This is a genomic window from Acrocarpospora catenulata (genome assembly GCF_018476525.1).
In the GTDB taxonomy this organism is placed as follows: Bacteria; Actinomycetota; Actinomycetes; order Streptosporangiales; family Streptosporangiaceae; genus Acrocarpospora; species Acrocarpospora catenulata.
Window position 1 is genome coordinate 102,846 of the sequence record NZ_JAHCST010000010.1, and the last position, 24,514, is coordinate 127,359.

19 protein-coding genes and 1 pseudogene are annotated in these 24,514 nt (G+C 69.0%); 9 read left to right on the forward strand and 11 right to left on the reverse strand.

All coding sequences use genetic code 11. The features are described from left to right. Positions 1–65: 65 nt before the first annotated feature. From KIP79_RS12840 to biuH, 6 genes are all read right to left on the reverse strand, one after another. On the reverse strand, positions 66–881 hold the full coding sequence (locus tag KIP79_RS12840; RefSeq protein ID WP_308169695.1) for a transglutaminase family protein: 816 nt from the start codon (positions 879–881) through the stop codon (positions 66–68). Beyond that, positions 878–1,861 carry an alpha-E domain-containing protein gene (locus KIP79_RS12845; protein WP_214104990.1) on the reverse strand — a complete coding sequence of 328 codons (984 nt, stop codon included), beginning with the start codon at positions 1,859–1,861 and terminating at the stop codon, positions 878–880. Before KIP79_RS12845 ends, KIP79_RS12840 begins: the two co-directional genes overlap by 4 nt. Continuing rightward, the gene (locus KIP79_RS12850) at positions 1,858–3,414 is read right to left on the reverse strand and encodes a circularly permuted type 2 ATP-grasp protein (RefSeq protein ID WP_214104991.1); all 1,557 of its coding nucleotides are present in this window, start codon (positions 3,412–3,414) and stop codon (positions 1,858–1,860) included. Before KIP79_RS12850 ends, KIP79_RS12845 begins: the two co-directional genes overlap by 4 nt. 88 nt (positions 3,415–3,502) lie before the next feature. Beyond that, a complete protein-coding gene (locus KIP79_RS12855) occupies positions 3,503–4,537 on the reverse strand; it encodes a hypothetical protein (RefSeq protein ID WP_214104992.1) in 1,035 nt (344 codons plus the stop codon). Positions 4,538–4,558: 21 nt separating this feature from the next. Then, on the reverse strand, positions 4,559–6,325 hold the full coding sequence (gene atzF / locus KIP79_RS12860) for an allophanate hydrolase (RefSeq protein ID WP_214104993.1): 1,767 nt from the start codon (positions 6,323–6,325) through the stop codon (positions 4,559–4,561). Positions 6,326–6,370: 45 nt separating this feature from the next. Further along, on the reverse strand, positions 6,371–7,060 hold the full coding sequence (gene biuH / locus KIP79_RS12865; protein ID WP_214104994.1) for a biuret amidohydrolase: 690 nt from the start codon (positions 7,058–7,060) through the stop codon (positions 6,371–6,373). A gap of 901 nt (positions 7,061–7,961) precedes the next feature. Here biuH and KIP79_RS12870 point away from each other — a divergent pair. Both KIP79_RS12870 and KIP79_RS12875 read left to right on the forward strand, forming a co-directional pair. Further along, positions 7,962–9,077 carry an RNA-guided endonuclease InsQ/TnpB family protein gene (locus KIP79_RS12870; RefSeq protein WP_214104995.1) on the forward strand — a complete coding sequence of 372 codons (1,116 nt, stop codon included), beginning with the start codon at positions 7,962–7,964 and terminating at the stop codon, positions 9,075–9,077. A 224-nt stretch (positions 9,078–9,301) separates the two neighbouring features. Then, positions 9,302–11,494 (forward strand): NACHT domain-containing protein, encoded by a 2,193-nt coding sequence (locus KIP79_RS12875; RefSeq protein WP_214104996.1) that lies wholly within the window; start codon positions 9,302–9,304, stop codon positions 11,492–11,494. Here the strand turns inward: KIP79_RS12875 and KIP79_RS12880 are convergent. The 3 genes from KIP79_RS12880 to KIP79_RS12890 form a co-directional block, all read right to left on the reverse strand. Further along, entirely contained in the window at positions 11,467–12,396 is a 930-nt protein-coding gene (locus KIP79_RS12880; protein WP_214104997.1) for a nucleoside hydrolase, read from the reverse strand. The genes KIP79_RS12875 and KIP79_RS12880 overlap by 28 nt on opposite strands. 21 nt (positions 12,397–12,417) lie before the next feature. Beyond that, positions 12,418–13,770, reverse strand: a complete 1,353-nt coding sequence (gene cysS / locus KIP79_RS12885) for a cysteine--tRNA ligase (protein ID WP_214104998.1) — start codon at positions 13,768–13,770, stop codon at positions 12,418–12,420. A 304-nt stretch (positions 13,771–14,074) separates the two neighbouring features. Continuing rightward, the gene (locus KIP79_RS12890; protein ID WP_239162152.1) at positions 14,075–14,365 is read right to left on the reverse strand and encodes a hypothetical protein; all 291 of its coding nucleotides are present in this window, start codon (positions 14,363–14,365) and stop codon (positions 14,075–14,077) included. 278 nt (positions 14,366–14,643) lie between these two features. Here KIP79_RS12890 and KIP79_RS12895 point away from each other — a divergent pair, with 278 nt between their 5' ends. The 6 genes and pseudogenes from KIP79_RS12895 to KIP79_RS50035 all read left to right on the forward strand — a co-directional run. Continuing rightward, the gene (locus KIP79_RS12895; RefSeq protein ID WP_214104999.1) at positions 14,644–16,080 is read left to right on the forward strand and encodes an NsdA family TPR-like regulatory protein; all 1,437 of its coding nucleotides are present in this window, start codon (positions 14,644–14,646) and stop codon (positions 16,078–16,080) included. Between the two features lie 2 nt (positions 16,081–16,082). Continuing rightward, positions 16,083–17,021: a phosphotransferase enzyme family protein gene (locus KIP79_RS12900; protein WP_250213140.1), complete on the forward strand. Its 939-nt coding sequence runs from the start codon at positions 16,083–16,085 to the stop codon at positions 17,019–17,021. Between the two features lie 240 nt (positions 17,022–17,261). Then, positions 17,262–17,465 (forward strand): cold-shock protein, encoded by a 204-nt coding sequence (locus tag KIP79_RS12905; protein WP_155336120.1) that lies wholly within the window; start codon positions 17,262–17,264, stop codon positions 17,463–17,465. 107 nt (positions 17,466–17,572) lie between these two features. Next, the gene (locus tag KIP79_RS12910) at positions 17,573–17,968 is read left to right on the forward strand and encodes a contact-dependent growth inhibition system immunity protein (RefSeq protein WP_214105000.1); all 396 of its coding nucleotides are present in this window, start codon (positions 17,573–17,575) and stop codon (positions 17,966–17,968) included. A gap of 57 nt (positions 17,969–18,025) precedes the next feature. Beyond that, on the forward strand, positions 18,026–19,705 hold the full coding sequence (locus tag KIP79_RS12915) for an alpha-amylase family protein (protein ID WP_214105001.1): 1,680 nt from the start codon (positions 18,026–18,028) through the stop codon (positions 19,703–19,705). 162 nt (positions 19,706–19,867) lie between these two features. After that, a pseudogene (locus KIP79_RS50035) lies at positions 19,868–20,254 on the forward strand (DUF998 domain-containing protein); the annotation flags it as partial. A 75-nt stretch (positions 20,255–20,329) separates the two neighbouring features. Here the strand turns inward: KIP79_RS50035 and KIP79_RS12925 are convergent. Beyond that, positions 20,330–21,307: a malate dehydrogenase gene (locus KIP79_RS12925; protein ID WP_214105002.1), complete on the reverse strand. Its 978-nt coding sequence runs from the start codon at positions 21,305–21,307 to the stop codon at positions 20,330–20,332. 289 nt (positions 21,308–21,596) lie between these two features. Between KIP79_RS12925 and KIP79_RS12930 the strand changes: the two genes are divergently transcribed. Beyond that, positions 21,597–23,504, forward strand: coding sequence for a glycoside hydrolase family 6 protein (locus KIP79_RS12930; protein ID WP_214105003.1), 1,908 nt, complete (start codon positions 21,597–21,599; stop codon positions 23,502–23,504). Between the two features lie 24 nt (positions 23,505–23,528). On the opposite strand, the gene KIP79_RS12935 is transcribed toward KIP79_RS12930, so the two are convergent. Further along, positions 23,529–24,497, reverse strand: a complete 969-nt coding sequence (locus tag KIP79_RS12935) for a cation diffusion facilitator family transporter (protein WP_214105004.1) — start codon at positions 24,495–24,497, stop codon at positions 23,529–23,531. Positions 24,498–24,514 lie beyond the last annotated feature (17 nt).

Consider the following 24,514-nt stretch of genomic DNA (forward strand, 5'->3'; position numbering starts at 1 on the left):
GGACCCTTTTCACGGATGCGCTCCTCTCATCGTTTGGTCTCAGCTTTCCCACATTCTTGGCAAGATCACGCCAGGCGGGTCACTTCTACCTTGACTACTTGTCTTCCCGCAGGTGGTCCCTGGTAAATACCTTTCAAAGGGGGGACGTCAGAGTAATCTCTCCCCCGAGCTACCACGACGTGTGATTCACCCACTTTTGAGCGGTTGGTCGGGTCGAGGGCGACCCACTCCCCGGCCCAGTACTCCACCCAGGCGTGGCTCTGCCCGACCACCGGCTCGCCGATCGGCGCGTCCCGGCTGGGGTGCAGGTAACCGGAGACGTACCTGGCGGGAAGCCCGGCCGCGCGGAGCAGGCCCACGGCCACGTGGGCGAGGTCCTGGCAGACGCCCTTGCCCAGTTCCCAGGCCTCCCGCGCGCTGGTGAGCACCCCGGTCGAGCCTGGTACGTACGCCACCCGCTCGTGCACCGCCCAGGTGATGGCCTCGGCCGCCTCGTGCGGATCCCGGCCGTGCACCTGGGCCTGCGCCACGTCCGGGGCCATGGTGGTGCGCTCGGTGGGCCGGAGCATCTCCGCGATCGGCCCGTCGATCTGCCGCAGCGCGCCCCAGCTCAGCGGCTTGGACAGCGGCCGGGGTCCGTACGTCTCCACCCGGCTCACCGCCTCGATGGACAGCGAACGGTGCGCCTTGGGCAGGTCGAAGACGCTGACCTGGGTGCCCCAGTAGTCGCGGTAGGTCCAGACCGGGGTGGCCGGCCGGATGGTCAGCCGCTGGGCCAGGGTGGTCTGACCGTGGTCGTCCACTGGGGTCATCCGGACCTCGTTGTAGGAGGACTCCGCCTCCCCGTCGTACTCCACCTGGGTCAGGTGGCGGATCCTCACACGCCAGCCGGCTTCCACTCCGCACCTCCCATTCCCGGGGCCATCCCCCACGCCTGCACGCCAAGCTCCCAGCGAACCGTGGACACATGCTGGAAGAACCGGTCGGTGATGGCCTCCGAGGCGATCACGCAGACCGCCTGGAGGGCCGCGAGCAGCTCGGGCAGCTGCTCGTCCAGGTCGGCCACGTCCGCGTACTCCAGGCTCATCCGGACCCGGCCGATGGCGGCGCGGGCCGCGTCCGACATGCCGGCCCGGTCGTGGTCGGGGGTGAGCTCGGCCAGGCACTGCTCCGCGGTGGCCAGCGCGTGCATCACCGAGCGCGGGAAGAGCCGGTCCAGCAGCAGGAACTCCAGCACCCGGCGGGCGTCGCCCCGGTGGGTCCGGGTGAACGACTCGTCGGCCCCGCACGCCTCCAGCAGCAGCCGCCAGTTGGGGGAGCTCGGGTTGGCCACCGCCTCGTAGTGCACCGAGAGCAGCCGGGAGATCATGTCCACCCGCTCCAGGCTCCGGCCGAGCACGATGAACCGCCAGCCGTCGTCCCGGCTCATGGTGGCGTCGGCCAGGCCGAAGAACAGGGCGGCCCGCTCCCGCACGTACCGCAGGTAGCCGTGCGGGCCCAGGCGTTCCGCGCCGATCTGGCGGAGCGGCAGCTCGTTCCAGGTGACGTTGAGGCACTCCCAGACCTCGCTGGAGACGATCTCGCGGACGCCGCGCGCGTTCTCCCTGGCGGCCCGTACGCAGCCGGCGATGGAGCCCGGGGTCTCGGAGTCGTAGGCCAGCCGCTGGACCATCGTCTCGGTGGTCGGGGCCTCCGCTCCGCCGTGGCCCAGGGTGGCCAGGACGGTGCTCCAGTCCTCCTCGCCGACGAGGGTGCGGTGCAGGGAGACGTCCAGCAGGCGGGCGATGTCGTCGGAGCGTTCGACGTACCTGCCGATCCAGTAGAGGGTCTCGGCGATGCGGCTGAGCAGTTCCCTGGTCACTGCTGGGCCCCCTCTTCGTCCCAGGCGGCGCTTCTGGTGGGCTCCCAGTGCACGGGCGCGGCGATGTGCGGGTCCGGTGGGGCCGTACGAGGGCCTGGTTCGGAGAGCACCCAGGTGTCCTTGGAGCCGCCGCCCTGGCTGGAGTTGACCACCAGTTCCCCTTCCGGGAGGGCCACCCGGGTGAGGCCCCCGGGCAGCAGCCAGACGTCGTCGCCGTCGTTGACGGCGAACGGCCGCAGGTCGATGTGGCGGGGGCGGGGCAGGTCGCCGATGAGCGCGGGCGAGGTGGACAGCGCCACCGGCCGCTGCGCGATCCAGTGCCGGGGGTCGCTGCGCACCGTCGCCGCCAGCCGGGTCAGCGTCTCCTCCGACGCCTTCGGGCCGATCACGATGCCCTTGCCGCCCGCGCCGTCCACCGGCTTGAGCACCAGGGTGTCCAGGTTGGCCAGGACCCACTCCAGGGTGTCGGCGTCCTCCAGCCGGTAGGACTCCACGTTGGAGATCAGCGGCTGCTCGCCTAGGTAGTACTTCATCAGGTCAGGCACGTAGGTGTAGAGCAGCTTGTCGTCGGCCACCCCGTTGCCCACCGCGTTGGCGATGGTCACCGTGTTGGCCCTGGCCGCGTTGAGCAGCCCCGGGCAGCCCAGCGTGGAGTCGGCGCGGAAGTGCAGCGGGTCGAGGAAGTCGTCGTCCACCCGGCGGTAGATCACGTGCACCGGGCGCTTGCCGTGCGTGGTGATCATGTAGACCCGGTTGTTCTCGCAGACCAGGTCACGGCCCTCGACCAGCTCCACGCCCATCAGCCGGGCCAGCAGCGCGTGCTCGAAGTAGGCGGCGTTGTAGACCCCCGGGGTGAGCACCACCACGGTCGGGTCGGTGACGTTGCTGGGGGCGGCCTTGCGCAGTGCCGCCAGCAGGCGCGGCGGATACTCGTCCACCGGCCGCACCCGCTGTTCGGCTCCCACGCCGTCCCGCCCGGGCCCCGCGAACAGGGCGGGCAGCGTGCGCATCATGGCCAGCCGGTTCTCCAGCACGTAGCTCACCCCGGACGGGGTGCGGACGTTGTCCTCAAGTACGCAGAAGTTGCCGGACTCATCGCGGATGATGTCGATGCCGGCGATGTGCACCCGTACGCCGTTGGCCGGCCTGATCCCGTCGGCCATGCGGTGGAAGTGGGGGGAGGAGTGGAGCAGGCGCCACGGCACCACCCCGTCGTGGAAGACCTGGCGTCCGCCGTACACGTCGGCCAGGTACGCCTCCAGGGTGCGCACCCGCTGCCGTACCGCCCGGGCGATCAGGTCCCATTCGGCGGCGTCGATCACCCGGGGGATCAGGTCCAGGGGGAAGGGCCTTTCCTCGCCCGCGTAGTCGAAGGTCACACCACGATCCGTGAACACCCGTGCCAGCTGGTCGGCCCGGTAGCGGAGCTCGTCGGCTCCCAGGGGTTGCAGGGCCGCGAACAGCCCTTGGTAGGGCGGGCGGGGCACTCCCGGCCGCTCGAACATCTCGTCCCATGCATTGGCCAGGGCGTATGAGTCGAATATGTCCGCCATGTCCGGAGCGTAGGAAACCGATGTTTCGCGTGAAGTCCACGATTGTTTCGTGTATTGGTCGGGACTTCACGGGTATTGCGGCACATCCTCACCGTCGGCGCAAGATGAAGTGCGCCTCCCTGTCGCCGCCACCTGCGGCGACAACCGCCCAGATGCCCTGGGCGGTACCGGGGATGCGAGCAATTGAGACCTCGGTCACCGTCTGGGGGTCGTAGTCACGCTGGTCGGGGATGGGGAGTTTGGGGCCGTAGGAGACCGAACCCGAGGGGAGTTTGACGAACATCGCGCGGTCGCCGAGGTTGAGGTTCACGCCACTGGCCCACACCTGGCCGGTGCCGTCGCTGGTCAGGCCGGTCAGGCGGCCCTTGGCGATGTGGAGGGGGAACTGCCGCCAGGTCTTCCCGTTGTAGCGCAGGGCGATGGGGCTGGTGCCCGCGTAGCCGACCGCCCAGACGTCGTTCTTGGCCACCTGCCAGACGCGGGTGAGCACGCCATTCGGGATGGAGGGCAGCTGCTCGGCCTGCCAGGCGTAGCGGCTGCCGTGGATGATCAGCGGCTGGGTGCCGGTGGAGCCGACCGCCCAGACGTCGCCGGTGGCGCGGCGGGCGGTGATCGCGTTCAGTTTCCCCGCGGCGGAGTACGCCGGGTAGAAGCCCCTCGTCTTGGTCCAGCCGAGCACCACGGCGGAACCGTCAGGCGTGGTGCCGGCGAACCACGGTTGCCCGGACACCGCGACGTCGTTGACCCGGTGGTACTCGGCGGCGCCGAACGGCTGGTAGGTCGTCCACTTGACGCCGTTCCAGTGTGCGGCCCCGGCCGTCGTGCCGTTGCCGACCACCCAGACGTTCCGGGCAGAGTCGGCGCTGACCCCGTCCGCGTGGTCGGTGCCCAGCCGCACGTCGAGCTTGCGCCAGCGGGTGCCGTTCCAGCGTTCCACCACCGGGCAGCCCTCGCTGTCCTCGGCGCTGCAGCCGTACCCGACCGCCCAGGCGTCGCTGCGGCCGGTGGCGGCGACGTCGAGCAGGGCGCTGGCCCGGTCGAGAGCGGGGCCCTTGACGATCCGCCAGTCGGCGGGGGCCGCCTGGTGGGGGACGAGCAGGGACAGGACCAGCAGAAGCTTCATGCGGGTTTAGATGCTTGCTCGTCACTTTTTGTTCAAATATTCCGGCCAGCTGCCGTACGCGGTGATCTCGGTGGCCGCCGGGATCGCGTACGGCTCGCAGAGGAAGCCCTGCACCCGGCGGCCGTCGGACAGTTCGACCGTGCCGAGGCCGAGCGGGGGCGCGATCGTCACCAGCAGCCGCCCGAGCGCCTCCGGGGTGACCCGGTGCAGCTCCACCTCGATCGTGTCGCCGCCGGGGTCCCGTACCAGGCCGGGACGGTCCCCGAGGTCGTACATGCGGTAGACCGGCGCGGTCCGCGCCACCCCCGCGCTGACCGCGCCCCGCGCGGCCAGCTCCGGGTGGAGCGGCTGCCCCGTGCGGTGCGCCCCCACCACGGCCAGCAGCAGCCCGCGCTCCAGCCGGTACGGCGTGGCCCCCGCGTCGCCCCCCACCGACTCGTGGAAGGCGGTGGCCAAGCCCGCGAGCAGACCGTCGGAACCCGCGGGGGCCAGCAGGGTCACGCCGTGCGGTCTGCCCGCGGACGTCAGGCCGGCCGGGACCGCCACTCCGGCCAGGTCGAGCAGGTTGGCGAAGGTGGTGTACCGGCCGAGCGCGCTGTTGCGGCCGATCGGGTCCGCGGCCATCTCGGCCAGCGTGAACGTGGTGGGCACGGTCGGCACCAGCAGCGCGTCCATGGCCTGCCAGGCGGCCCGCGTCTCCATCCGCAGCCGTTGCAGCGCGTGCAGGCCCTGGAAGGTCGCCGCGCCGGTCACCCCGTCGGCGGTGGCCAGCACCTGGGCGGTCACCGGGTGCAGCGCCTCCGGATGGGCGTCGGTGAAGACCCCGAGCGCCGCCCTGCGCTCGGCCACCCACGGCCCTTCGTAGAGCAGCCGCCCGGCCGCCAGGAAGGGCTCCAGGTCCACCGGCACCAACTCGTGGCCCAACCCCGCCAGTCGCGCCACGGCCTTGGCGAACCCGGTTTTCGCCGGTTCGTCGCCCAGGAAGTCCGCGAGTTCAAGGTCGGGTACGCCCACCCGCAGGCGTTCCCGGTAGGCCGAGGTGGGGAGCTCACGGGACCACGGATCGTCTGGCTGGAAACCGGCGATTGTCGACAGGATCAGGGAAGCGTCGGGCACGTTCAGCGCGAACACGCTCGGGCAGTCGAGTGAGGCACAGGCGGGCACCACGCCCAGCGTGCTCACCAGGCCCCGGGACGGTTTCAGGCCCACCGTCCCGGTCAGCACCGCGGGCACCCTTCCTGACCCGGCCGTGTCCGTGCCGATCGAGAAGCTGACCAGGCCGGCGCTCACCGCCGCTCCCGACCCCGACGACGAACCCCCTGCCACCAGGCCCGGCACCAGCGGTGAGGCCACCGCGCCGTACGGGCTGCGGGAGCCGGAAAGACCGGTGGCGAACTGGTCCAGGTTGTTCTTGCCGATCAGCACCGCGCCCGCGCGCAGCAGCCGGTCCACCAAGGGGGCGCTCACCGGCGGCTGGTAGGCGAAGGCCGGGCAGGCGGCCGTGGTCGCCATGCCGGCCACGTCGATGTTGTCCTTCACCGAGAACGGGATGCCGTACAGGGGGAGGCTGGGATCCCCTTCGCCGATCGAGGCGAGCGTTTCGGCTTCCGGGCGGAGGCTGATCCAGATCCCGTCGTCGCCGCGTTCCTTGATCCGGCGGTAGACCTCGGTGATCACGTCGTACGGGGTGAAGTGGCCGGCTCGGTAACCGGCGGCCAGTGCGGCGATCTGAAGGGTTCCGACGGGTTTCTTGGGGGTGGGGGCGCTGGGGTGCGGCTGGTCAGGCAAGAGACTCCTTAGGGCCGTGGGCTGGTCTTGGGGGAGGGTTCCTCGTCAATAGGCTCCCAGGGCCTTGAGCAGGGCTTCGCTGGGGGCTATGGCGCCGAACACGCCGCCCTGCATGGTCACCATCTTCAAGGCGGCCAGGTGGTTGCCGTGGTCGGTGGCGCCGGTGCAGTCGGTGAGCAGCAGGCACTCGTAGCCGCGGTCGTTGGCGTCGCGCATCGTGGTGTGTACGCAGACGTCGGTGGTGATGCCGGTCAGGATCAGGTGGGTGATGCCGCGGGTGCGTAGCAGCAGGTCCAGGTCGGTGGCGTAGAAGGAGCCCTTGCCCGGCTTATCGATGATCAGTTCGCCGTCCAGGGGTGCTACTTCCGGGACGATCTGCCAGCCGGGTTCGCCGCGGACCAGGATGCGGCCCTGGGGGCCCGGGTCGCCGATGCCGGCGCCGATCTTCTTGGAGCGCCAGAGTTTGTTGGGCGGGCAGTCGGCGAGGTCCGGGCGGTGGCCTTCGCGGGTGTGGATGATCGTGAAGCCGCGGTCGCGCATGGCGGTCAGGACTCGGGCGGTGGGTTCCAGGCCGGCCCTGGTGAGGGCGAGGTCATAGCCCATCGTGTCCACGTAACCACCCGGGCCGCAGAAATCCACCTGCCAGTCAACGCAGATCAGGGCCGTCCGTGCGGGGTCGATCTCCCCGTCGTACGGCCAGTCGTAAGGCTCAGCCCCAACAACCGGAAATTTCACGACACGCTCCCTGGATGGGCGATGACCCTCATTTTCGGTCCTCCGTCGATTGTCGACAAAACCCGGATAAAAGAAAACCGGGGTTCCGGGACCGACCGGCTCCGGAACCCCGACCGACCCCGGAACCCCGCCTCGGAACCCCGACTGCGCCCGGAATCCCGCTCCGGAACCCCGACTGCGCCCGGAATCCCGTGGCTGTGCTCCGGCGTCGGCACCCGTCGCCGGAGCACACACCGCATCCGCCGTACGTGCCCGCGTGTCGGCAGACGTGGGAATCTGCGGGGACTCCCACAGGAGCCCCATCTGGTCGGCCAGGGGCATGACATCACCTCATCCGAGGCCGTTCCCTGGACCCGCACAGTAGAGTCGCCGCATTTCCCCTCACTCCAGACAGAGTTAATTCCGTGTGGCCAACCCCTCACCACTGACCCTCGCCCCGGCCGAGCAGCCCCTTCCTCAGACGCTCAGGCTTGATTGCCGTGGTCATCCCACCAACTCGGCTACCGGTAGGTCCCACCCACCCCATCTGACCCTCTCGGGTCCGGGCCCGGCTCCGCCGGGCCGGATGGTTGCCGTGAAACTCCCACCCACCCAGCCCGTTATAACCTTCGGTCGGGCCCGGCTCCGCCGGGTGGTCGGTTGCCCGTGGAACCCCCACCCTTCGGTCGCGGACCAGGCCCCGCCAGGACGGTCGACCACCACGTGCCCCGCGGCTGCGGGGTTCTGGCTCATTGGGCTTTGGTTGGGGGCGGTTGTCGTTGGGAGGGTGGGGTTGGCTGGAAACTTTGGTGGGGTTGTGATCGTTTGATCGAGTCATTGAAGGCCGCAGACCCCGTCCTTCAGGGCGGAGATAGGCCGGAACAGCGCATACATAACACGATCGTTCCGTATCGTGTTAAGCATGTCCCAGATCGTGAAGCGGGCCTACAAGTACCGCTTCCACCCGACCCCCGAGCAGGCCGACTTGCTGAGTCGGACCTTCGGGTGTGTCCGGCTGGTCTGGAACAAAGCACTCGCCGAGCGGAACCGCCGCCACAAGGACGACGGCGTCTCGACCTCGTACGTGGACACCGCGAAGTGGCTCACGGTGTGGAAACAGGACCCCGAGCTGGAGTTCCTGTCCGAGGTGTCGAACGTCCCGTTGCAGCAGACGCTCCGAGCACAGCAGGTGGCGTTCAACAACTTCTTCGCCAAACGGGCGCGGTATCCCCGGTTCAAGTCCAAGCACAAGTCGCGGGCGTCGGCGACGTTCCAGAACAATGCCTTCTCCTTCCGGAATGGCGTGTTGAAGCTGGCGAAGATGGACGCGCCGCTGAACATCGTGTGGTCGCGACCTCTGCCCGAGGGCGCGGAGCCGTCCACGGTCACGGTGAGCAAGGACGCGGCGGGACGTTGGTTCGTCTCGATCCTGGTGGAAGAGAAGATCACGCCGTTGTCTCCGGCCGAGCGGTCGGCGGGGATCGATGCGGGCCTGGATCACCTCCTGACCCTCTCGACCGGGGAGAAGATCACCAACCCGCGTCACGAGCGGGCCGACCGCAAGCGCCTGGCCAAAGCGCAACGGGAGTTGTCCCGCAAGGCCAAGGGCTCGGTCAACCGGGCCAAGGCCAGGGTCAAGGTCGCCCGCGCGCACGCGCGGATCACCGACCGGAGAAGGGACTTCCTGCACAAGGTCACCACTCGATTGGTGCGCGAGAACCAAACGCTCGCGATCGAGGACCTGACCGTGCGGAACCTGGTCAAGAACCACTCGCTTGCCCGAGCCGTCTCCGACGCGAGCTGGCGGGAACTCCGCTCGATGCTGGAGTACAAGACCGCCTGGTACGGGCGGGAACTTCTGGTCGTGGACCGCTGGTTCCCCTCCAGCAAGCTGTGTTCGGCACGAGGGTGCGGACATGTCAGCGAGTCGATGCCCCTGCGTGTGCGGGCCTGGACCTGCCCGGTCTGCGGAGCGTCCCACGATCGAGACGTGAACGCCGCGAGGAACATCCTGGCCGCCGGGCTGGCGGACAGGTAAAACGCCTGCGGAGGGCTGGTAAGACCGGCCCCGGAGTCTTCCGGGCAGGCACGGCCCGATGAAACAGGAACCCCCAGGGGTGACCCGGGAATCCCCTCCCTTCAGGGAGGGGAGGAGGTCAACGATAATCGTCGCTGACGTCGCGAGCCGGGCTGGTGGGCATGTGGGCAGTGGTGTGGCGGATTGTTCAGGTTGTGGCGGGGGCCGCGATCACGCTGGTTCTTGTGCCGATCGCGGTCAATGCGGGGACCGGCGGGGAGCTGCCTGATTTGCTCAAGCCGGTCGAGCCGTACCTGTGGCAGCTGGTCGGTGGTTCGGTGCTCGTTTTCGTCGCGCCTGCCGTTGTCAACGAGATCCGGGAGCATCGACGTCGTATTCGGCCCCGGCTCCTTGGCGCGCGGATCACCGAGAGTGACCGTTCCCGGGCGATCGCCATCATTTCCGGATATGTCCGGGAAAGGTTGGATCAGTCGTTGGGGCATCTCGCCCGGGTGCAGCTCGAACTGAGCACGGCGTCTGGGCTGGTCAACCCGCCGAGGTCGTACTACGTCACCCAGGATGCCATCACCTGGCAACCCGCCCCGGACGCCACCGTCGCCGAAATCTACGACGAACTCGACGAATCCGTCCTGATCCTCGGCGCGCCCGGCGCAGGCAAAACGACCATGCTGCTGGAACTGGCTGAGGCCCTGCTGACCAAGGCGGCGGACCCGGCCCAGCCCATCCCGGTCCTGATCGAGCTGGCCACCTGGTCCCAGTCGGGCAAACGTCAGGGGTTCCTGCGGCTCGGCCCCCGTGCCGCCCCCGAGGCCATCCACGACTGGCTGCTCGCCCAGATCGACCGCACCTACGGCATCGGCACAGCGGTAGGCGCCACCTGGCTGGCCGAGGACAAGCTGGTGCTCCTCCTGGACGGCTTCGACGAGGTCAACCCCGACCTGCGCCGCCAGTGCGCCCGCCTGATCAACGAGCTCCAGCGGAAGCACCCCCGCCTCCGGCTGGTGGTCGGCAGCCGCTTCGCCGAGTACGAAGACCTGCCGGGCGACCTCCGCCTCCAGCTCCGCGGCGCGGTGGAGATCCGCCCACTCACCCGGGACGGGGTGCTCGACTACCTCGCCCAGGCGGGCCACGGACTGACCGGCCTGCGGACGGCCGTCACCGAGGATCCGGAACTGCTCGAACTGATCACCGCCCCCTTCTGGCTGCACGTGGCCGGCGTGGCCTTCCGCGACACCGGCCAACGCCGCGGGTCTGACCAGGACGAGACGGTGGAACGCCGCCGCCTGCTGGACACCTTCGTGGACCAGCTGCTGACACGGAAACGCGGCCTCGGCCGGACCTACCCCCGCCGGGCGGTCCTGGCCTGGCTGGGCCTGCTGGCTCGGACGATTCTTCGCGGGCGCGACACCGTGTTACCCGGCCGCCGTGCCATCCCCATCGTGACCTGGACCGGCGAGCTGTCGCGCGCCAGGTCCCGAGCCCTGCTGACCTGGGCCGTGCCGATCGGCGCCCTGCTGATGGTGGCAGGTGCCACGCTGTCCGCCGGCAGGCACGTCGACGCGTACGCGGTGGCGAACCTGGTCCTCTGGCCGATGATCCCGCTGGTGGCCTTCCTGTACATCGCCGGCCGTGACGTGGGGTCCGCCGGGCTGTGCCGCCGGGACCGGATCGTGGTCCTGGCGTGGGGAATCGCCATGGGGTCGATCTGCTGTCTGGCCGTGCTCCTGGTCAGAGCGCCCCTGGCCGAAGGTCTGCCGGGACTGGCCCCCTACCTGGTCCTCGCGCTGCCCTGGGTGCTGATGGCTGCACTCATCGCCCGGATCTACAGCGGGGACGCGGTCGTCCTGGCTCTCGTCGCCGGAATGGCGATCTTCGTCACCGGACTTGTCTGGTTCTTCGGCCCCTACTCCACCCGGGACGTCACGGTCGTGACAGGGAGCGCGCTCATCGCGGTGGTAGTGACCATGGTGCTGGTGGGGTTGCTCATGGTGCTGTTGGAGCAGACGGCCGAGTCGGAGCTCGACCTGGACCCGCAGGCTCCCCGGCTGGTCTGGCTCTGGGTGGCGGTCAGCGCCGGGCTCACCCTGACCGGCTGTCTGCTGGTGACCGCACTCGACCGGCTCCCGGCCGTGTTCGACGTCAGAGCCGTGGTCCTGGCCCTCGCGGGGACCTTCCATGGTTTCCTGCTCGGCTTCACGGCCGTGCTCGTGGTGACGACCTGGTGGCTCAACCGGTGGCTGATGGCGTCCTTCCGCCAGCTGCCCTGGCGCCTGACCGCCTTCCTGGAGTACGCCGCCGACCAGGGCCTGCTCCAGCGGGTGGGCCGTGACTACCGCTTCCCCCACCTGATCATCACCCAGTATTTCGCCACCTTCACCGACAGCGACCCTCAGAGCGACGCGGCCACCCGCCCGTAGGCGTCCATCGCCAGGTCCCAGAAGCGCTCGACGTCGATGGCTGTCCCGACCTTGGCGTTGGGCGTACGCCCCTGGAGCTCGAAGTCGACCACCGTCATGCCCGACGTGAACCGCCCGGCCGTCTCGACGTCCACCCAGGCGGGCCGGAACTCGATCAGCGACGGATCCGCCAGGTAGGCCAGCGCACAGGCGTCGTGGATGGCAGGCCCCTCGCTGGCGGTCACCATGCCATAGAAGGTGGCGCAGGGGATCAGCAACTCGCTGCCCAACCGCCCCAGGGCGCGCATGCGTTCCACTATCGGTCCGGTCGCCTGGGCGGTGGTGCTCACGTCCAGGCCGATCTGGGTGACCGTCCACCCGGCGCCGAAGACGACGGCCGCGGCCTCCGGGTCGGCGGCGATGTTGAACTCGGCGGCCGGGGTGCGGTTGCCCCGGGTGAACGTGCCGCCCAGGATGGTGAACTCCGCCACCCAGTCCACGATCCGGGGTTCCTTCAGGACCGCCAGCGCGATGTTGGTCAGCGGCCCGATCGCCACCAGGGACACCTCGCCAGGCTGAGCCCGCAGGGTGTCGATGATGAAGTCGCAGGCGTGGCCGTCCGCGAGGGGCAGCGTGGGCTCCGGCAGCACCGCCTCGCCCAGCCCGGTCTCCCCGTGCACGTGGGCCGCCTCGATCGCGCTGCGCACCATCGCCCCGGCCGCCCCGGCGGTCACCGGAACGCCGGGAAAGCCCAGGAACTCCCGTAGCCGCAGCGCGTTGGCGGTGGTGTGGGCCAGCGAGACGTTCCCGCCCACGGTGGTGATGCCCAGGATGTCCAGGGCGGGGCTGCCGTGCGCGAGCGTGATCGCCAGCGCGTCGTCAATGCCGGGATCACAGTCGATGACGATCTTTTTCGGTGCCACGCATCGGAGCTTAGCGCCTGGTTATCTGACCGTTAGCGGATGATTCATCCGGCGGACCGTCAGCGCGCTGTCGATCTGCCGGTGCATCGCGTGCGCGAGATCAACCTGACCCTGCGCCGCGCTCTCGTCGGCGAGATTTCTGACCACGTGCAGCACGGCCCCCGCCACTTCCTCCAGGTGGGTTTCTCTGGCCCAGTTGGGAGCCAGCGGATCAAGACCCAGGATTTCCAGCATCGCGCGTACGTCCCGGCATTTCTCGGCGGCCAGTTTCGGATCGCCGGAATCGAGCGCGGCGTTTCCCTCGCCGACCGCCGTGTGAATGTGGGACAGCGCCTGCGGCACGTTGAGATCGTTCTCCATCGCCTCGCTGAACTGCGGCGGAACGGTCTGGCCCGGCCGTTCGGCGACCCGCTGCACGAACCGCTCGATACGCCGGAAGGCGGTCGCGCTCTCCTCCACGGCGGCCACCGAGAACTCCATCGGGGAACGGTAGTGCGCGGCCGCCAGGTAGTACCGGAGTTCGACCGGCCGAATGCGCCGGAGCAGGGTGTGCACGGCCAGCGGGTTCTTCACCACCTTGCGAATCTTCTCGCCCCGGTGGGTGACCGGCCCGTTGTGAATCCAGAAACGCGCGAATTCGTCCCCCGCGGCCCGTGACTGGGCGATCTCGTTTTCGTGGTGCGGAAATATCAGATTGGCCCCGCCGCCGTGGATGTCGAATTCGTGGCCGAGATACTTCCGGGCCATCGCGGAACATTCCAGATGCCAGCCTGGCCGCCCTTCGCCCCACGGCGCGTGCCAGATGGGCTCGCCCGGCCGGGCCCTTTTCCATAATGCGAAGTCGCGGGGATCGCGTTTTCCGTGACCATGTTCCTCGGTGCCCCGCATCTGGTCCGGACGTTGCCTGGAGAGCGCCCCGTACGAGGGAAAGGAACGCACCGAGAAATACACGTCGCCGTCGGTCTGGTACGCGTTGCCGGACTGCAGCAGTTGCTCGATGAGCTCGATCATCTCGGGGATGTGCCCGGTGGCCCGGGGCTCCACGCTGGGCGGAAGGCACCCGAGGTCCTCGTACGTCCGCCGGAACGAGCGGTAGACCGGGTCGGTGATGCGCCACCAGTGCACGCCCTCGCTGAGCGAGCGGCCGATTATCTTGTCCTCGATGTCGGTGACGTTTCGGCAGAATATGACCTGATAATTCAGGTGTCTCAGCCAGCGGTGCAGGATATCGAAATTCACCTGGGAGCGGATCTGCCCGACATGGGGTGGGACGACCACGGTGGGACCGCAAAGATAAATCGAGACTATTCCCGGAATTCGGGGAGAAAAATCGCGCAGCGAGCGACTGAAAGTATCGTAAAGGCGGAGACCCACCTAGCCGAGGGTAAGCGACTAATCCGCTCGCTGTCGATAGGATTCGACCAGCCGACGGCCGCACATCACGAATGCCGGATTGTGAGACACGTCAAACGGCAATTAATAGGCCGGAACCACTCGGTGACCCCGCCAACCCGTGCTAGACATCCTGCCCTTCATCGGGTACCGCCGGAAAGACCCAAAGTACAGCTCGCGCCCCCGGTGTGGGTGTGGGTGGGGTCGACTGCCTTGGTCCCGGGCCAGCCCTGCCGGGGACAAGTCCGTCGCTGGGGCGCGAGCCGTACCGGCTCAAGGGCGGCGGCTAGCGCCGGATCACGTGGAGCACGCTCGCGATGCGCTCGGCCGCGGTCACCACGTCGGAGGCGTGGCCGATGCGGCCGGCCCAGGACAGCCAGTACCACCACTCGCCGTCGTTGGCATTGGACGCGAGCACGTCCTCGGCGACCGTGGGGGCCATCGGGTTGACCACCCGCAGTCGCGGATACAGCCCGGCGGGCGCCGTCAGGCGCACCTGGAAGGAGTGGGCCTCCAGCTGAGCCGCCAGACGCTCCAAGTGGTCCATCGCCTCACTGCGATCTGCCTTCATCGCCATGGTGGTCTCCCGGGGACGTTGGGACCTATCACCTGGAAAGGGTGAACCCGGGATGACGTACCGGCAATCCGGTCTATTCGACGTATACGTGCAATATCCAGGGAACTCTGCGGTATTCCGTGGAAGACCCACGGGTCTCGGGGCACGAACGCATAACGACGGTGGTGGTTGGGTGCGTGCCGGTTAACCTGTGGGAAATATCCGTAATAGGCGAACAGGATGGTTCCCGGGCAGACTGGGGTACCAGCCAGACTCCAGCGGCGGAAGGGCAGAGATCTATGGCCCGAGGAGAACACTCCCCAGCATGCGCACGACGCTGGCGCGAGCAGGCGGAGGCGCGGCAGTGGACGCTGTGGCAGACCGTCCAGGCCATCCACGGCTGTTGCGGTGTCAGCCTCCTCAAGGCACACCGCCTGGGACGGGGCTGGTCGGCCCGCCAGGCGATCGAGGAACTGGAGTTCCTCTGTGAACAGCAGGCGCTCGGCCTGCCCCGGGCCAGCATCGACCTGCTGAACGCCTGGGAGAACAACCGGGCCAGGCCGCGGCCGCAGACCATCGACCTGCTGGCCCGCCTCTACAAGGCCAACGCGGTACGGCTGGGCCTCGCCGCCGACTACTGCGAGGACCCCGGCGGCACCGCGCAGAAGGTGGTCGTGGTGGCCAACTCCGGCGACGGGGACGGCGTGCACGTGGAGGACCTGGCCGACGACGACACCGACCGGCGGGCCCTGTTCCACCAGGCGATGCTGGCCGGCACCCCGAACGGGCGTTTCTTCGCCGAGGTGGAGGGCACCCGCCACGATGTGGACCGCTCCCTTGCCACCGGCAGCGTGACCGAGGACCAGCTCGACCGGCTCGACGAGCAGGTGCTCAGGTACCGCCGCGAGTACATGACCACCCCGCCGATGCCGATGCTCTGCCGGGTGATGCTGGAGATCGCCGATGTGCGCAAGCTCACCGGCGCCCGGCAGCCCGCGGCCGTGCAGCGCCGCCTGCTCACCGCCGCCACCATGCTCGCCCTGCTCACCGCCGACGCGCTGATGAAGCTCGGCGACACCCGCCAGGCCCACGCCTGGTACGGCACCGCCCGCACCGCCTCCGACGACATCGGCGACCTGCGGCTGCGCGCCCTCGTCCGGGCCAACCAGACCATGCTCCCGTACTACTACGGGGACCTCACCGAGACCGTACGGCTGGCCAGGGAGGCCCGCATGCTGGCCGGTTCGGCTCCCAGTTCTCCGGCAGCGCTGGCCGCCGCCGCCGAGGCCAGGGCGCTGGCCCGGATGGGCGACCGCAAGGCGGCCAGGATCGCGCTGGCCGAGGCGGAGCAGATCTTCGCCCGGATGCGCGGCATGAGCCAGGACGACCTGGCCTTCGTCTTCACCGAGAAGCGCATGAGCTTCTACCGCACCGGGACCCTGCTGGAACTCGGCGACGAGTCCCAGGTTCAGGGCCTGGAGATGGGCAACGGCTTCCAGACCATCGACCCCGCCCTGATCCTGCTGGACCAGGCCACCCACCTGGCCAGGCACGGCGACCACGAGGAGGCGTGCCGGCTGGCCGCCCAGGCGCTCAGCCAGGTGCCCGCCGAGCACCGCACCTCCATCGTGGTGACCAGAGCGCGGGCCTTACTCGCCGACGCCGATCCACGCCTGCCGTCGGTGCGGCACCTCAACCAGGTGCTGTCGGAGTCCTCGCTCCGGCTCGCCATATGAAAATGAACAGGACACGGGACAACCCGGCACGGACGTTCGTGGGCAAGCCACTGGCCGAAGAGGCCTTCATCGTGCTGCGCGCCGTCTGCGACCGGATGGGCGTCGACGCCGACGGCGCCCGGCTGATGCGGCTGCGCAGCAACGCGGTCTTCAAGCTCCGCGGCGAGATGGTGGTGCGGATCGCCACCGCCCCCGACGCGCTCACCCGCCTGCCGGTGGTGCTGGCCGTCGCCCGCTGGCTCGCCGACCGGGGCTTCCCGACGGTACGCCCGGTGGACGAGATCCCCGGCCAGCCGATCGTGCACGGCGGCCGGGCGGTCACCTTCTGGCGGTACGTGCGCTCCAACGGGCGGCCGACCACGATGCAGCTGGGCCGGGTGCTCCGCAACCTGCACCGCGAACCGGTTCCGCCGGTCGGCCTGCGCCGCCTCACCGACCCCCTGGCCGAGGTACGGCATGCGGTGGAGCACCGGTCGGAGGTGCTCACGCCGTACCAGCGGGCCTGGCTGGGGGACCGGATCGCCGACCTGACCGAGCGCTGGCAGCGGCTGGACTCCGGGCCGCCCGTGCTGCTGCACGGCGACGCCTGGATCGACAACCTGCTCCGCTGCCGGGACGGGCACGCCGTGCTCTGCGACTGGGACGGGGTGGCGGTGGGGCCGCGCGAATGGGACCTGGTGCACACCTACCACGGCCAGCGCCGGTTCGGGCTGACGTCCGCCGAGGTGGACGCCTTCGCCCACGCCTACGGCTCGGACCTGCGGCACTGGCCGGACTTCGGGACCCTGATGGAGATCAGGGACATGTACGCGGTGGGGATCCACATCAGGAACGCTCCCGGGGACCCCTTCTCGCGGCAGGAACTGCCCCGGCGTCTTGACTCCTTGACAAGGGGGGACGGCCAGGCACGCTGGTACATGGCGGCGCCGATGCTCAGCTGAGCCGCAGGTGCGGACCCCTGTTTGGACATCGGGGCCGGGGCGGGTAGGCTGCTGGTGTTGCAGTGGTGTTTGTAAAAAGCGCCTCGGGGGTTCCGCGTGGATCGAGTTTTCTCGTGGATCTTCCGAACAGCGGGCGTGCTTGCTTCTCCAGCGTATGACGCGGATGCAGGGTAAGGTCCGCTAAGCAGCCCCATGTCCCCGACCTGGTGGCATGGTGAGGCTCCATAAAAGGAGAAGCAGTTGTCTGAAGGCACCGTCAAGTGGTTCAACGCCGAAAAGGGCTTCGGTTTCATCGCTCCGGACGACGGTACCCCTGACGTGTTCGTGCACTACTCTGCGATCACTTCCAGTGGTTACCGCAGTCTCGACGAGAACCAGCGCGTCAGCTTCCAGACCGTCCAGGGCCAGAAGGGCCCTCAGGCGGAGAACGTGACGCCGCTCTAGTCGACCCAGACCTAGTCTGACGTAACACCGGCCCGCCTCACCTACCAAGGTGACGCGGGCCGCTTTACGTTTCCCGCCCTGATCGCCGTCGAACTCCATCTCACCCTATGGACCGCAGTCGCTCCCTTGAGGAGCTCGATCGTGACCGCTGGCCGGTTCCGCCGGCTGACGCCACCCGGCTTGTCGCGGCCGTGTACGCCCTGCGACGCCGACCGATCGGCGCGCTGACCGTCGAGGACCTGCGCCTACTGATCGGGCAGGACGTGGGGCTGCCCCATCTCCTGCCGCTGGCGCTGGAGGTACTGCGGGACAACCCGATGGCAGAAGGCGACATGTACGAAGGTGATCTGCTGTCCGCGGTCGTCACCAGAGCCCCGGCGGCCTGGAGCGAATCTTTAGAACTCAAGCAGGAACTCCGCGTGATCTTGCTGGAACTGGCCGACCTGCCACTCGACCTGCAGCAGAAGGTCGATCGGTTCCTCGGCGCCACGCCTCGTCCTTGACGTCTCAAAAGCGTTCTGAGTGATAGGGAGGCGGGTTCTGGGGTAGGGGCGCGAGTCATGCGGTTGAGTCAGGCGTCTGAGTTGTGGTGGAAGAACGCGGTTGTTTATTGTCTCGATATTGAGACTTATGTGGATGGGGATGGGGACGGGGTAGGGGACTTTCGGGGGGCTATTCAGAGGATCGATCATTTGGATCGGCTTGGGGTTACCTGTGTTTGGTTGATGCCGTTTTTTCCCACGCCTGATCGTGATGATGGGTATGACATCGTCGATTTTTATGGCGTTGATCCTCGGCTGGGTACGCTGGGGGACTTCGTGGAGTTCGTGCGGACCGCGCGGGACCGGGGGATCAGGGTGATCGCGGATCTGGTGGTCAACCATACGTCCGACCAGCATCCGTGGTTCCGGGAGTCGAGGTCCAGCCGGGATGCCCGGCGCCGGGACTGGTACATCTGGTCTGACCGGCCGGAGCCGGATGATCCGGAGGGGATGGTTTTTCCTGACCAGGAGAACAGTCTCTGGGAGTTGGATGAGCAGACCGGTCAGTATTATTTTCACCGGTTCTACCGGTTCCAGCCGGATCTGAACACCGCCAACCCCGAGGTGCGCGATGAGATCGCGAAGATTCTCGGTTTCTGGATGGAACTCGGGTTATCCGGCTTCCGGGTAGACGCGGTGCCTTTTGTAGTAGAACGAGTCCAAGGTGACGAGAAACTTCCCGATCCGCACGAGTTCTTCGGCGAACTTCGGGCTTTTATGAACCGCAGGGACGGCACGGCGATGCTGCTGGGCGAGGTCAACCTTCCGTACGACGACCTGCTCACCTATTTCGGCAGCACACCGCTCGGCAACGAGCTGACCATGTGCTTCGACTTCATCGGCATGCAGCGCATGTACCTGTCCCTGGCCAGAGCCGACGCCCAGCCCCTGGCATCGGCCCTACGCTCCCGCCCCAAGCCCCCCAAAGACGCCCAATGGGCAACCTTCATCCGCAACCACGACGAGCTGACTTTGGACAAGCTCACCGAGGCGGAACGCGAGGAGGTCTTCGAGGCGTTCGCCCCCGACCCCGGCATGCGCCTGTACAACCGGGGCATCCGCCGCCGCCTCCCACCCATGCTGGACGGCGACCCACGCCGCCTCCGCCTGGTCTACAGCCTGCTCTTCTCCCTCCCCGGCACCCCCGTGCTCTTCTACGGCGAGGAGATCGGCATGGGCGAGAACCTCGACCTGGAAGGCCGCCAGGCGGTCCGCACCCCGATGCAGTGGACCCCCAACCTGCACGGCGGCTTCTCCACCGCCACCCCGGCCATCCCCCTCACCTCGGGAAGGTATGGCCCCGAGAACGTCAACGTCACCGCCCAACGCCGCGACCCGGGCTCCCTGCTCAGCTGGATGGCCCGCCTGATCGAGCAGTACCGCGAATGCCCCGAACTCGCCCACGGCACGTACCAGGTCCTGGACACCCCCGACCCCGCCGTCCTCGCCCACCGCGCCGACCTGGACGGCGAGACCGTGCTCGCCGTCCACAACTTCGCCGACACCCCCGCCAAGGTGGACCTCACCCTGGACGGCCTGGACTCCGGCAAGGTCCTCACCGACCTGCTCCTGGACGGCACCGTCCAGATCTCCGACGACGGCCGCGCCGGCTTCGACCTGGAACCCTACGGCTGCCGCTGGTTCCGCGCCTCCACCCCGGAAACCGCCCCCGCCGACGCACCCCAGGGCTCCCCCTAACCCCGCCTAGGGGTCGGTTCAGGGCCGTACCGGGACCATCTCCGATGGGTCCGCCGCCCGCCCGGCGGGACAGTCGGAAGCATGGGGATCTTCCTTACCGCCCTGGGCGTGGCCGCCATGATCCTGCTGCACGTGGGCTCCGGCCTGGACCCGCTGACCGTCATGATCAGCGAGTACGCCTTCGGCCCGCACGCCTGGCTGCTGCCGGTCGCGCTCACCCTGATCGCGACCGGCTCGGCCCTGCTCGCGCTCCGCCTGTCCAAGGTGGACCGCATGGCGGCCCTGCTGGTCGGGGTGTGGGCCGGCGGCCTGCTGCTGGTCGGGGCGTTCCCCACCGACCGTCCGGGCGTGGCCCTGTCCCTCTCCGGCGGCATCCACCGCTACGCGGCCCTGGCGGCCTTCCTGGCCATGCCGATCGCCGGCCTCCTGATGGCTCGGCGCACCCGTTCCACCGCGGTCCGGGTGCTCAGCCTGGTGGCGATCGGCTCCCTGGCGCTGGTGCTCCTGCCGTACCTGATCGGCATGCTGGGACTGGACCCCGGCCTGGTGCCCGCCGGGCTCACCCAGCGGGTCACCGTGGCCTGTGAGGTGGCCGCCCTGCTGGTCGCGGGCGGCGGCATCCGGCTAGACCAGCCCGAGCGCCTGTACGGCGTCGCGCTCCTCGATGAGCTCGGCCACCGACCGGTCGATGCGCTCCCGGGAGAACGGGTCCAGGTCGAGCCCCTGCACGATCTCCCAGGCCCCGCCGCTGGAGGTCACCGGGAAGGAGCAGACCAGGCCCTCGGGCACCCCGTACGAGCCGTCGGAGGGCAGGGCGGCGGAGGTCCAGTCGCCGGGGGCGGTGCCGTGCACCCAGGTGTGCACGTGGTCGATCGCGGCGTTGGCCGCGGAGGCCGCGCTGGAGGCGCCGCGGGCCTCGATGATCGCCGCACCGCGCTTGCCCACGGTCGGGATGAAGGTGTCGCGGAGCCACTCCCCGTCCACCAGCTCGGCGGCGATCTTCCCGCCGACCTCGGTGTGGAAGAGGTCCGGGTACATGGTCGGCGAGTGGTTACCCCAGATCGCCATCCTCCGGATCTCGGTGACCGGCACCGCCAGCTTGGCGGCCAGCTGGGACAGGGCCCGGTTGTGGTCCAGCCGGGTCATCGCGGTGAACCGGTCGGCGGGCACGTCCGGCGCCGCGCTGCGGGCGATGAGCGCGTTGGTGTTGGCCGGGTTGCCGACCACCAGGACCCGGACGTCGTCGGCGGCGTGCTCGTTGATGGCCCGCCCCTGCGGGCCGAAGATGCCGCCGTTGGCCGCGAGCAGGTCGCCGCGCTCCATGCCGGCGGTGCGGGGACGGGCGCCGACCAGTAGCGCCACGTTCACCCCGTCGAACGCCACGTTCGGGTCGTCGGTGATCTCGATGCCGTCCAGCAGCGGGAAGGCGCAGTCGTCGAGCTCCATCGCGGTGCCCTCGGCCGCCTTCAGGGCCGGCGTGATCTCCAGCAGGCTCAGCTTGACCGGCGTGTCCGGCCCCAGCAGCTGGCCGGAGGCGATCCTGAAGAGCAGCGCGTAACCGATCTGGCCCGCAGCCCCGGTAACGGTCACCTTGAGGGTCATCTCAACGATCCCCTTAATGATGTGTGAACTTGGTTGGGCGCAAGCCTACTTTGTCACCGGTACGCGGCCGGTTGGGCCCCGGGGGTTGGGGACAAGCTGAAACTTTCAGCTAACGCATGGGGTGTTTTTCCCGTAATGTGAGGGTGGATGGCCTGCTCGTGAGGGTTGGGTGGGCCAATGGTGGGGCTGGGACGCCCGGGACGGTCCTGTACGCGTCGATCACGCGAACCCTATCTTCCGTGGGAGCGCTCCCAAGTGCGCGATGGAAACACCCAGGAGGACCCCCCCAATGAGTTCCATCCCCCGATCCGGAGCCGCGCGCTCCCGTCTCCGTCGCGGCCTGGCCGCGATGGCGGTGGCCGCGCTCGGATCCACGCTCGCCGTGGCCAACGCCACGGCGGCCAACGCGGCGGTCGCGTGTGACGTGACCTACGCCGTCAACGAGTGGACGTCGAGCCCGGGCACCGGTGGGTTCACGGCCAACGTCACGATCAAGAACACGGGCGACGCGCTGAGCGACTGGACGCTGCGCTTCGCGTTCCCCAACGCCGGGCAGCAGGTCAGCCAGGGCTGGTCGGCCACCTGGTCGCAGTCCGGGGCCAACGTGACCGCGGTCGCCATGGACTGGAACCGCTCCCTGGCCACCAACGCCACCGTCAGCATCGGCTTCAACGGCACCTGGTCCGGGAGCAACCCCCGGCCGACGGCGTTCTCCGTCAACGGCGTGACCTGCGGCGGCACCCCGTCGCCGTCCCCTTCGCCGAGCCCGAGCCCCAGCCCGTCGCCGTCACCGAGCCCCTCGCCCAGCCCTTCCCCCAGCCCGAGCCCGTCGCCGTCGCCCAGCCCCTCGCCGAGCCCGTCGCCGAGCCCGTCGCCGAGCCCGAGCCCCAGCCCGTCCCCGTCGCCCTCGCCGAGCATCCCGCCGGAGCCCCCGGGCCCGCGGGTGGACAACCCCTACGCCGGGGCGACCGGCTACGTGAACCCGGACTGGGCCGCGTCGGCCCGCTCCGAGCCCGGCGGCGCCGCGGTCGCCAACACCTCCACCGCCATCTGGCTGGACCGGATCGCGGCGATCAGCTCCGGCTCGGCCGGCAACAACAGCAAGGGTCTCCGTGACCACCTGGACCTGGCCGTGGAGCAGGACGCCGCCAACGGCTCCCAGGCGCTGACCATCCAGGTCGTCGTCTACAACCTGCCCAACCGCGACTGCTCGGCGCTGGCCTCCAACGGCGAGCTGCTCATCTCGCAGAACGGCCTCAACCGCTACAAGACCGAGTACATCGACGTCATCGCCGGCATCATGGCGGACCCGAAGTACCGGAACCTGCGCATCGTGGCGATCATCGAGATCGACTCGCTGCCCAACCTGGTCACCAACCTCAACCTGGCGAAGTGCCAGGAGGCCAAGACCTCCGGCGCCTACGAGCAGGGTGTGGCCTACGCCCTGGGCAAGCTCTACGCGATCCCGAACGTCTACAACTACGTCGACGCCGGTCACCACGGCTGGCTGGGCTGGGACACCAACTTCGGTCCGTCCTCGCAGCTGTTCGCCTCCACGGCCGCCATGGCCACCGGCGGCCGGAACACGGTGCACGGCTTCATCACCAACACCGCCAACTACTCCGCGCTGGTCGAGCCGTACTTCACCATCAACTCGACGGTGAACGGCCAGACCATTCGGCAGTCCCGCTGGGTCGACTGGAACTTCTACGTGGACGAGCTCAGCTACGCCCAGGCGTTCCGGAACCGGCTGATCCAGGACGGCTTCCCGTCCAACATCGGCATGCTGATCGACACCTCGCGCAACGGCTGGGGCGGCCCGAACCGGCCCACCGGCCCCAGCACGTCGACCGATATGAACACCTTCGTCAACCAGTCCAAGATCGACCGGCGCATCCACGCCGGCAACTGGTGCAACCAGAGCGGCGCCGGCCTCGGTGAGCGGCCGCGGGCCAACCCCGCCCCGGGCATCGACGCCTACGTCTGGGTCAAGCCTCCGGGCGAGTCGGACGGCTCCAGCTCGGCCATCCCGAACGACGAGGGCAAGGGCTTCGACCGGATGTGTGACCCGACCTACGGCGGCAACGAGCGCAACGGCAACAGCGCCACCGGCGCGCTGCCGAACGCCCCGGTCTCCGGTCACTGGTTCTCGGCTCAGTTCCGCGAGCTGCTGGCCAACGCGTACCCGCCCCTGTAACGACCGGGCGACAACCGAATAGATCTACGGCACGGGCCCGTCCGCTTTGTGGACGGGCCCGTGTGGTGCGTGGCAGTGGGCGTCGTCGTCGCCGATGCGGAGCAACTCGGGAGCGGCGTGGTCCACCTGGAGCGTGGTGTGCTCGATGCCGTACGTGTCGAGAACCAGGCGCTCGGTGGCCAGCCGTACCGCGTGGCAGTCCGCGCCCGGGTCCACCAGGATGTGCGCGGAGAGCGCGGCGTACCCCGAGGTGACCTCCCAGACGTGCAGGTCGTGCACCTCCACGACGGAGCCGAGAGCCGCCATGCGGCCGCCGATCTCGTTCGGGCTCATGCCCGCGGGGGCGGCCTCCATGAAGACCCGCCCCGAGTCCCGGACCAGCCGCCAGCCGGCCTTGGCCATCAGCCCCGCCACCACCAGCGCGGCCAGCGCGTCGGCCCGCCCCCAGCCGGTCAGCCAGATGACCACACCGGCCAGCGTGGTGGCGATGAACGCGTACAGGTCGTTGAGTACGTGCTGGAAGGCGCCCTCGATGTTCAGGCTGGTCCGGTTGGCGCGGCTGATCAGCCAGGTGGCGGCCAGGTTCACCACGATCCCGGCCAGGCCGGTGGCCACCACCAGGCCGCCCGCCACCGTCGGCGGCGTGATGAGGCGCCGGACCGCCTCGACCACGAAGTACGCGGTGAGCAGGAGCAGTGTGATGCCGTTGAGCTGAGCGCTGATGATCTCGGCACGGCGCAGGCCGTAGGTGAATCCGCCCTGCGGCGGGCGGGCGGCGATCCTCATCGCGACCAGCGCGAGCACGATGGCCGCCGCGTCGGTGAGCATGTGACCGGCGTCGGAGATCAACGCCAGGGAACGGGCGATCAGGCCGACGACCACCTCGCCGGCCATGAACAGGACGATCAGCAGGAGCGCGCCGCCCAGGTAACGGCGGTCGGCTTCGGTGGTGAGAGCGTGCCCATGACCGTGCCCGTGTGCGTCACCGCTCATGCGGTCAGGATACGAAA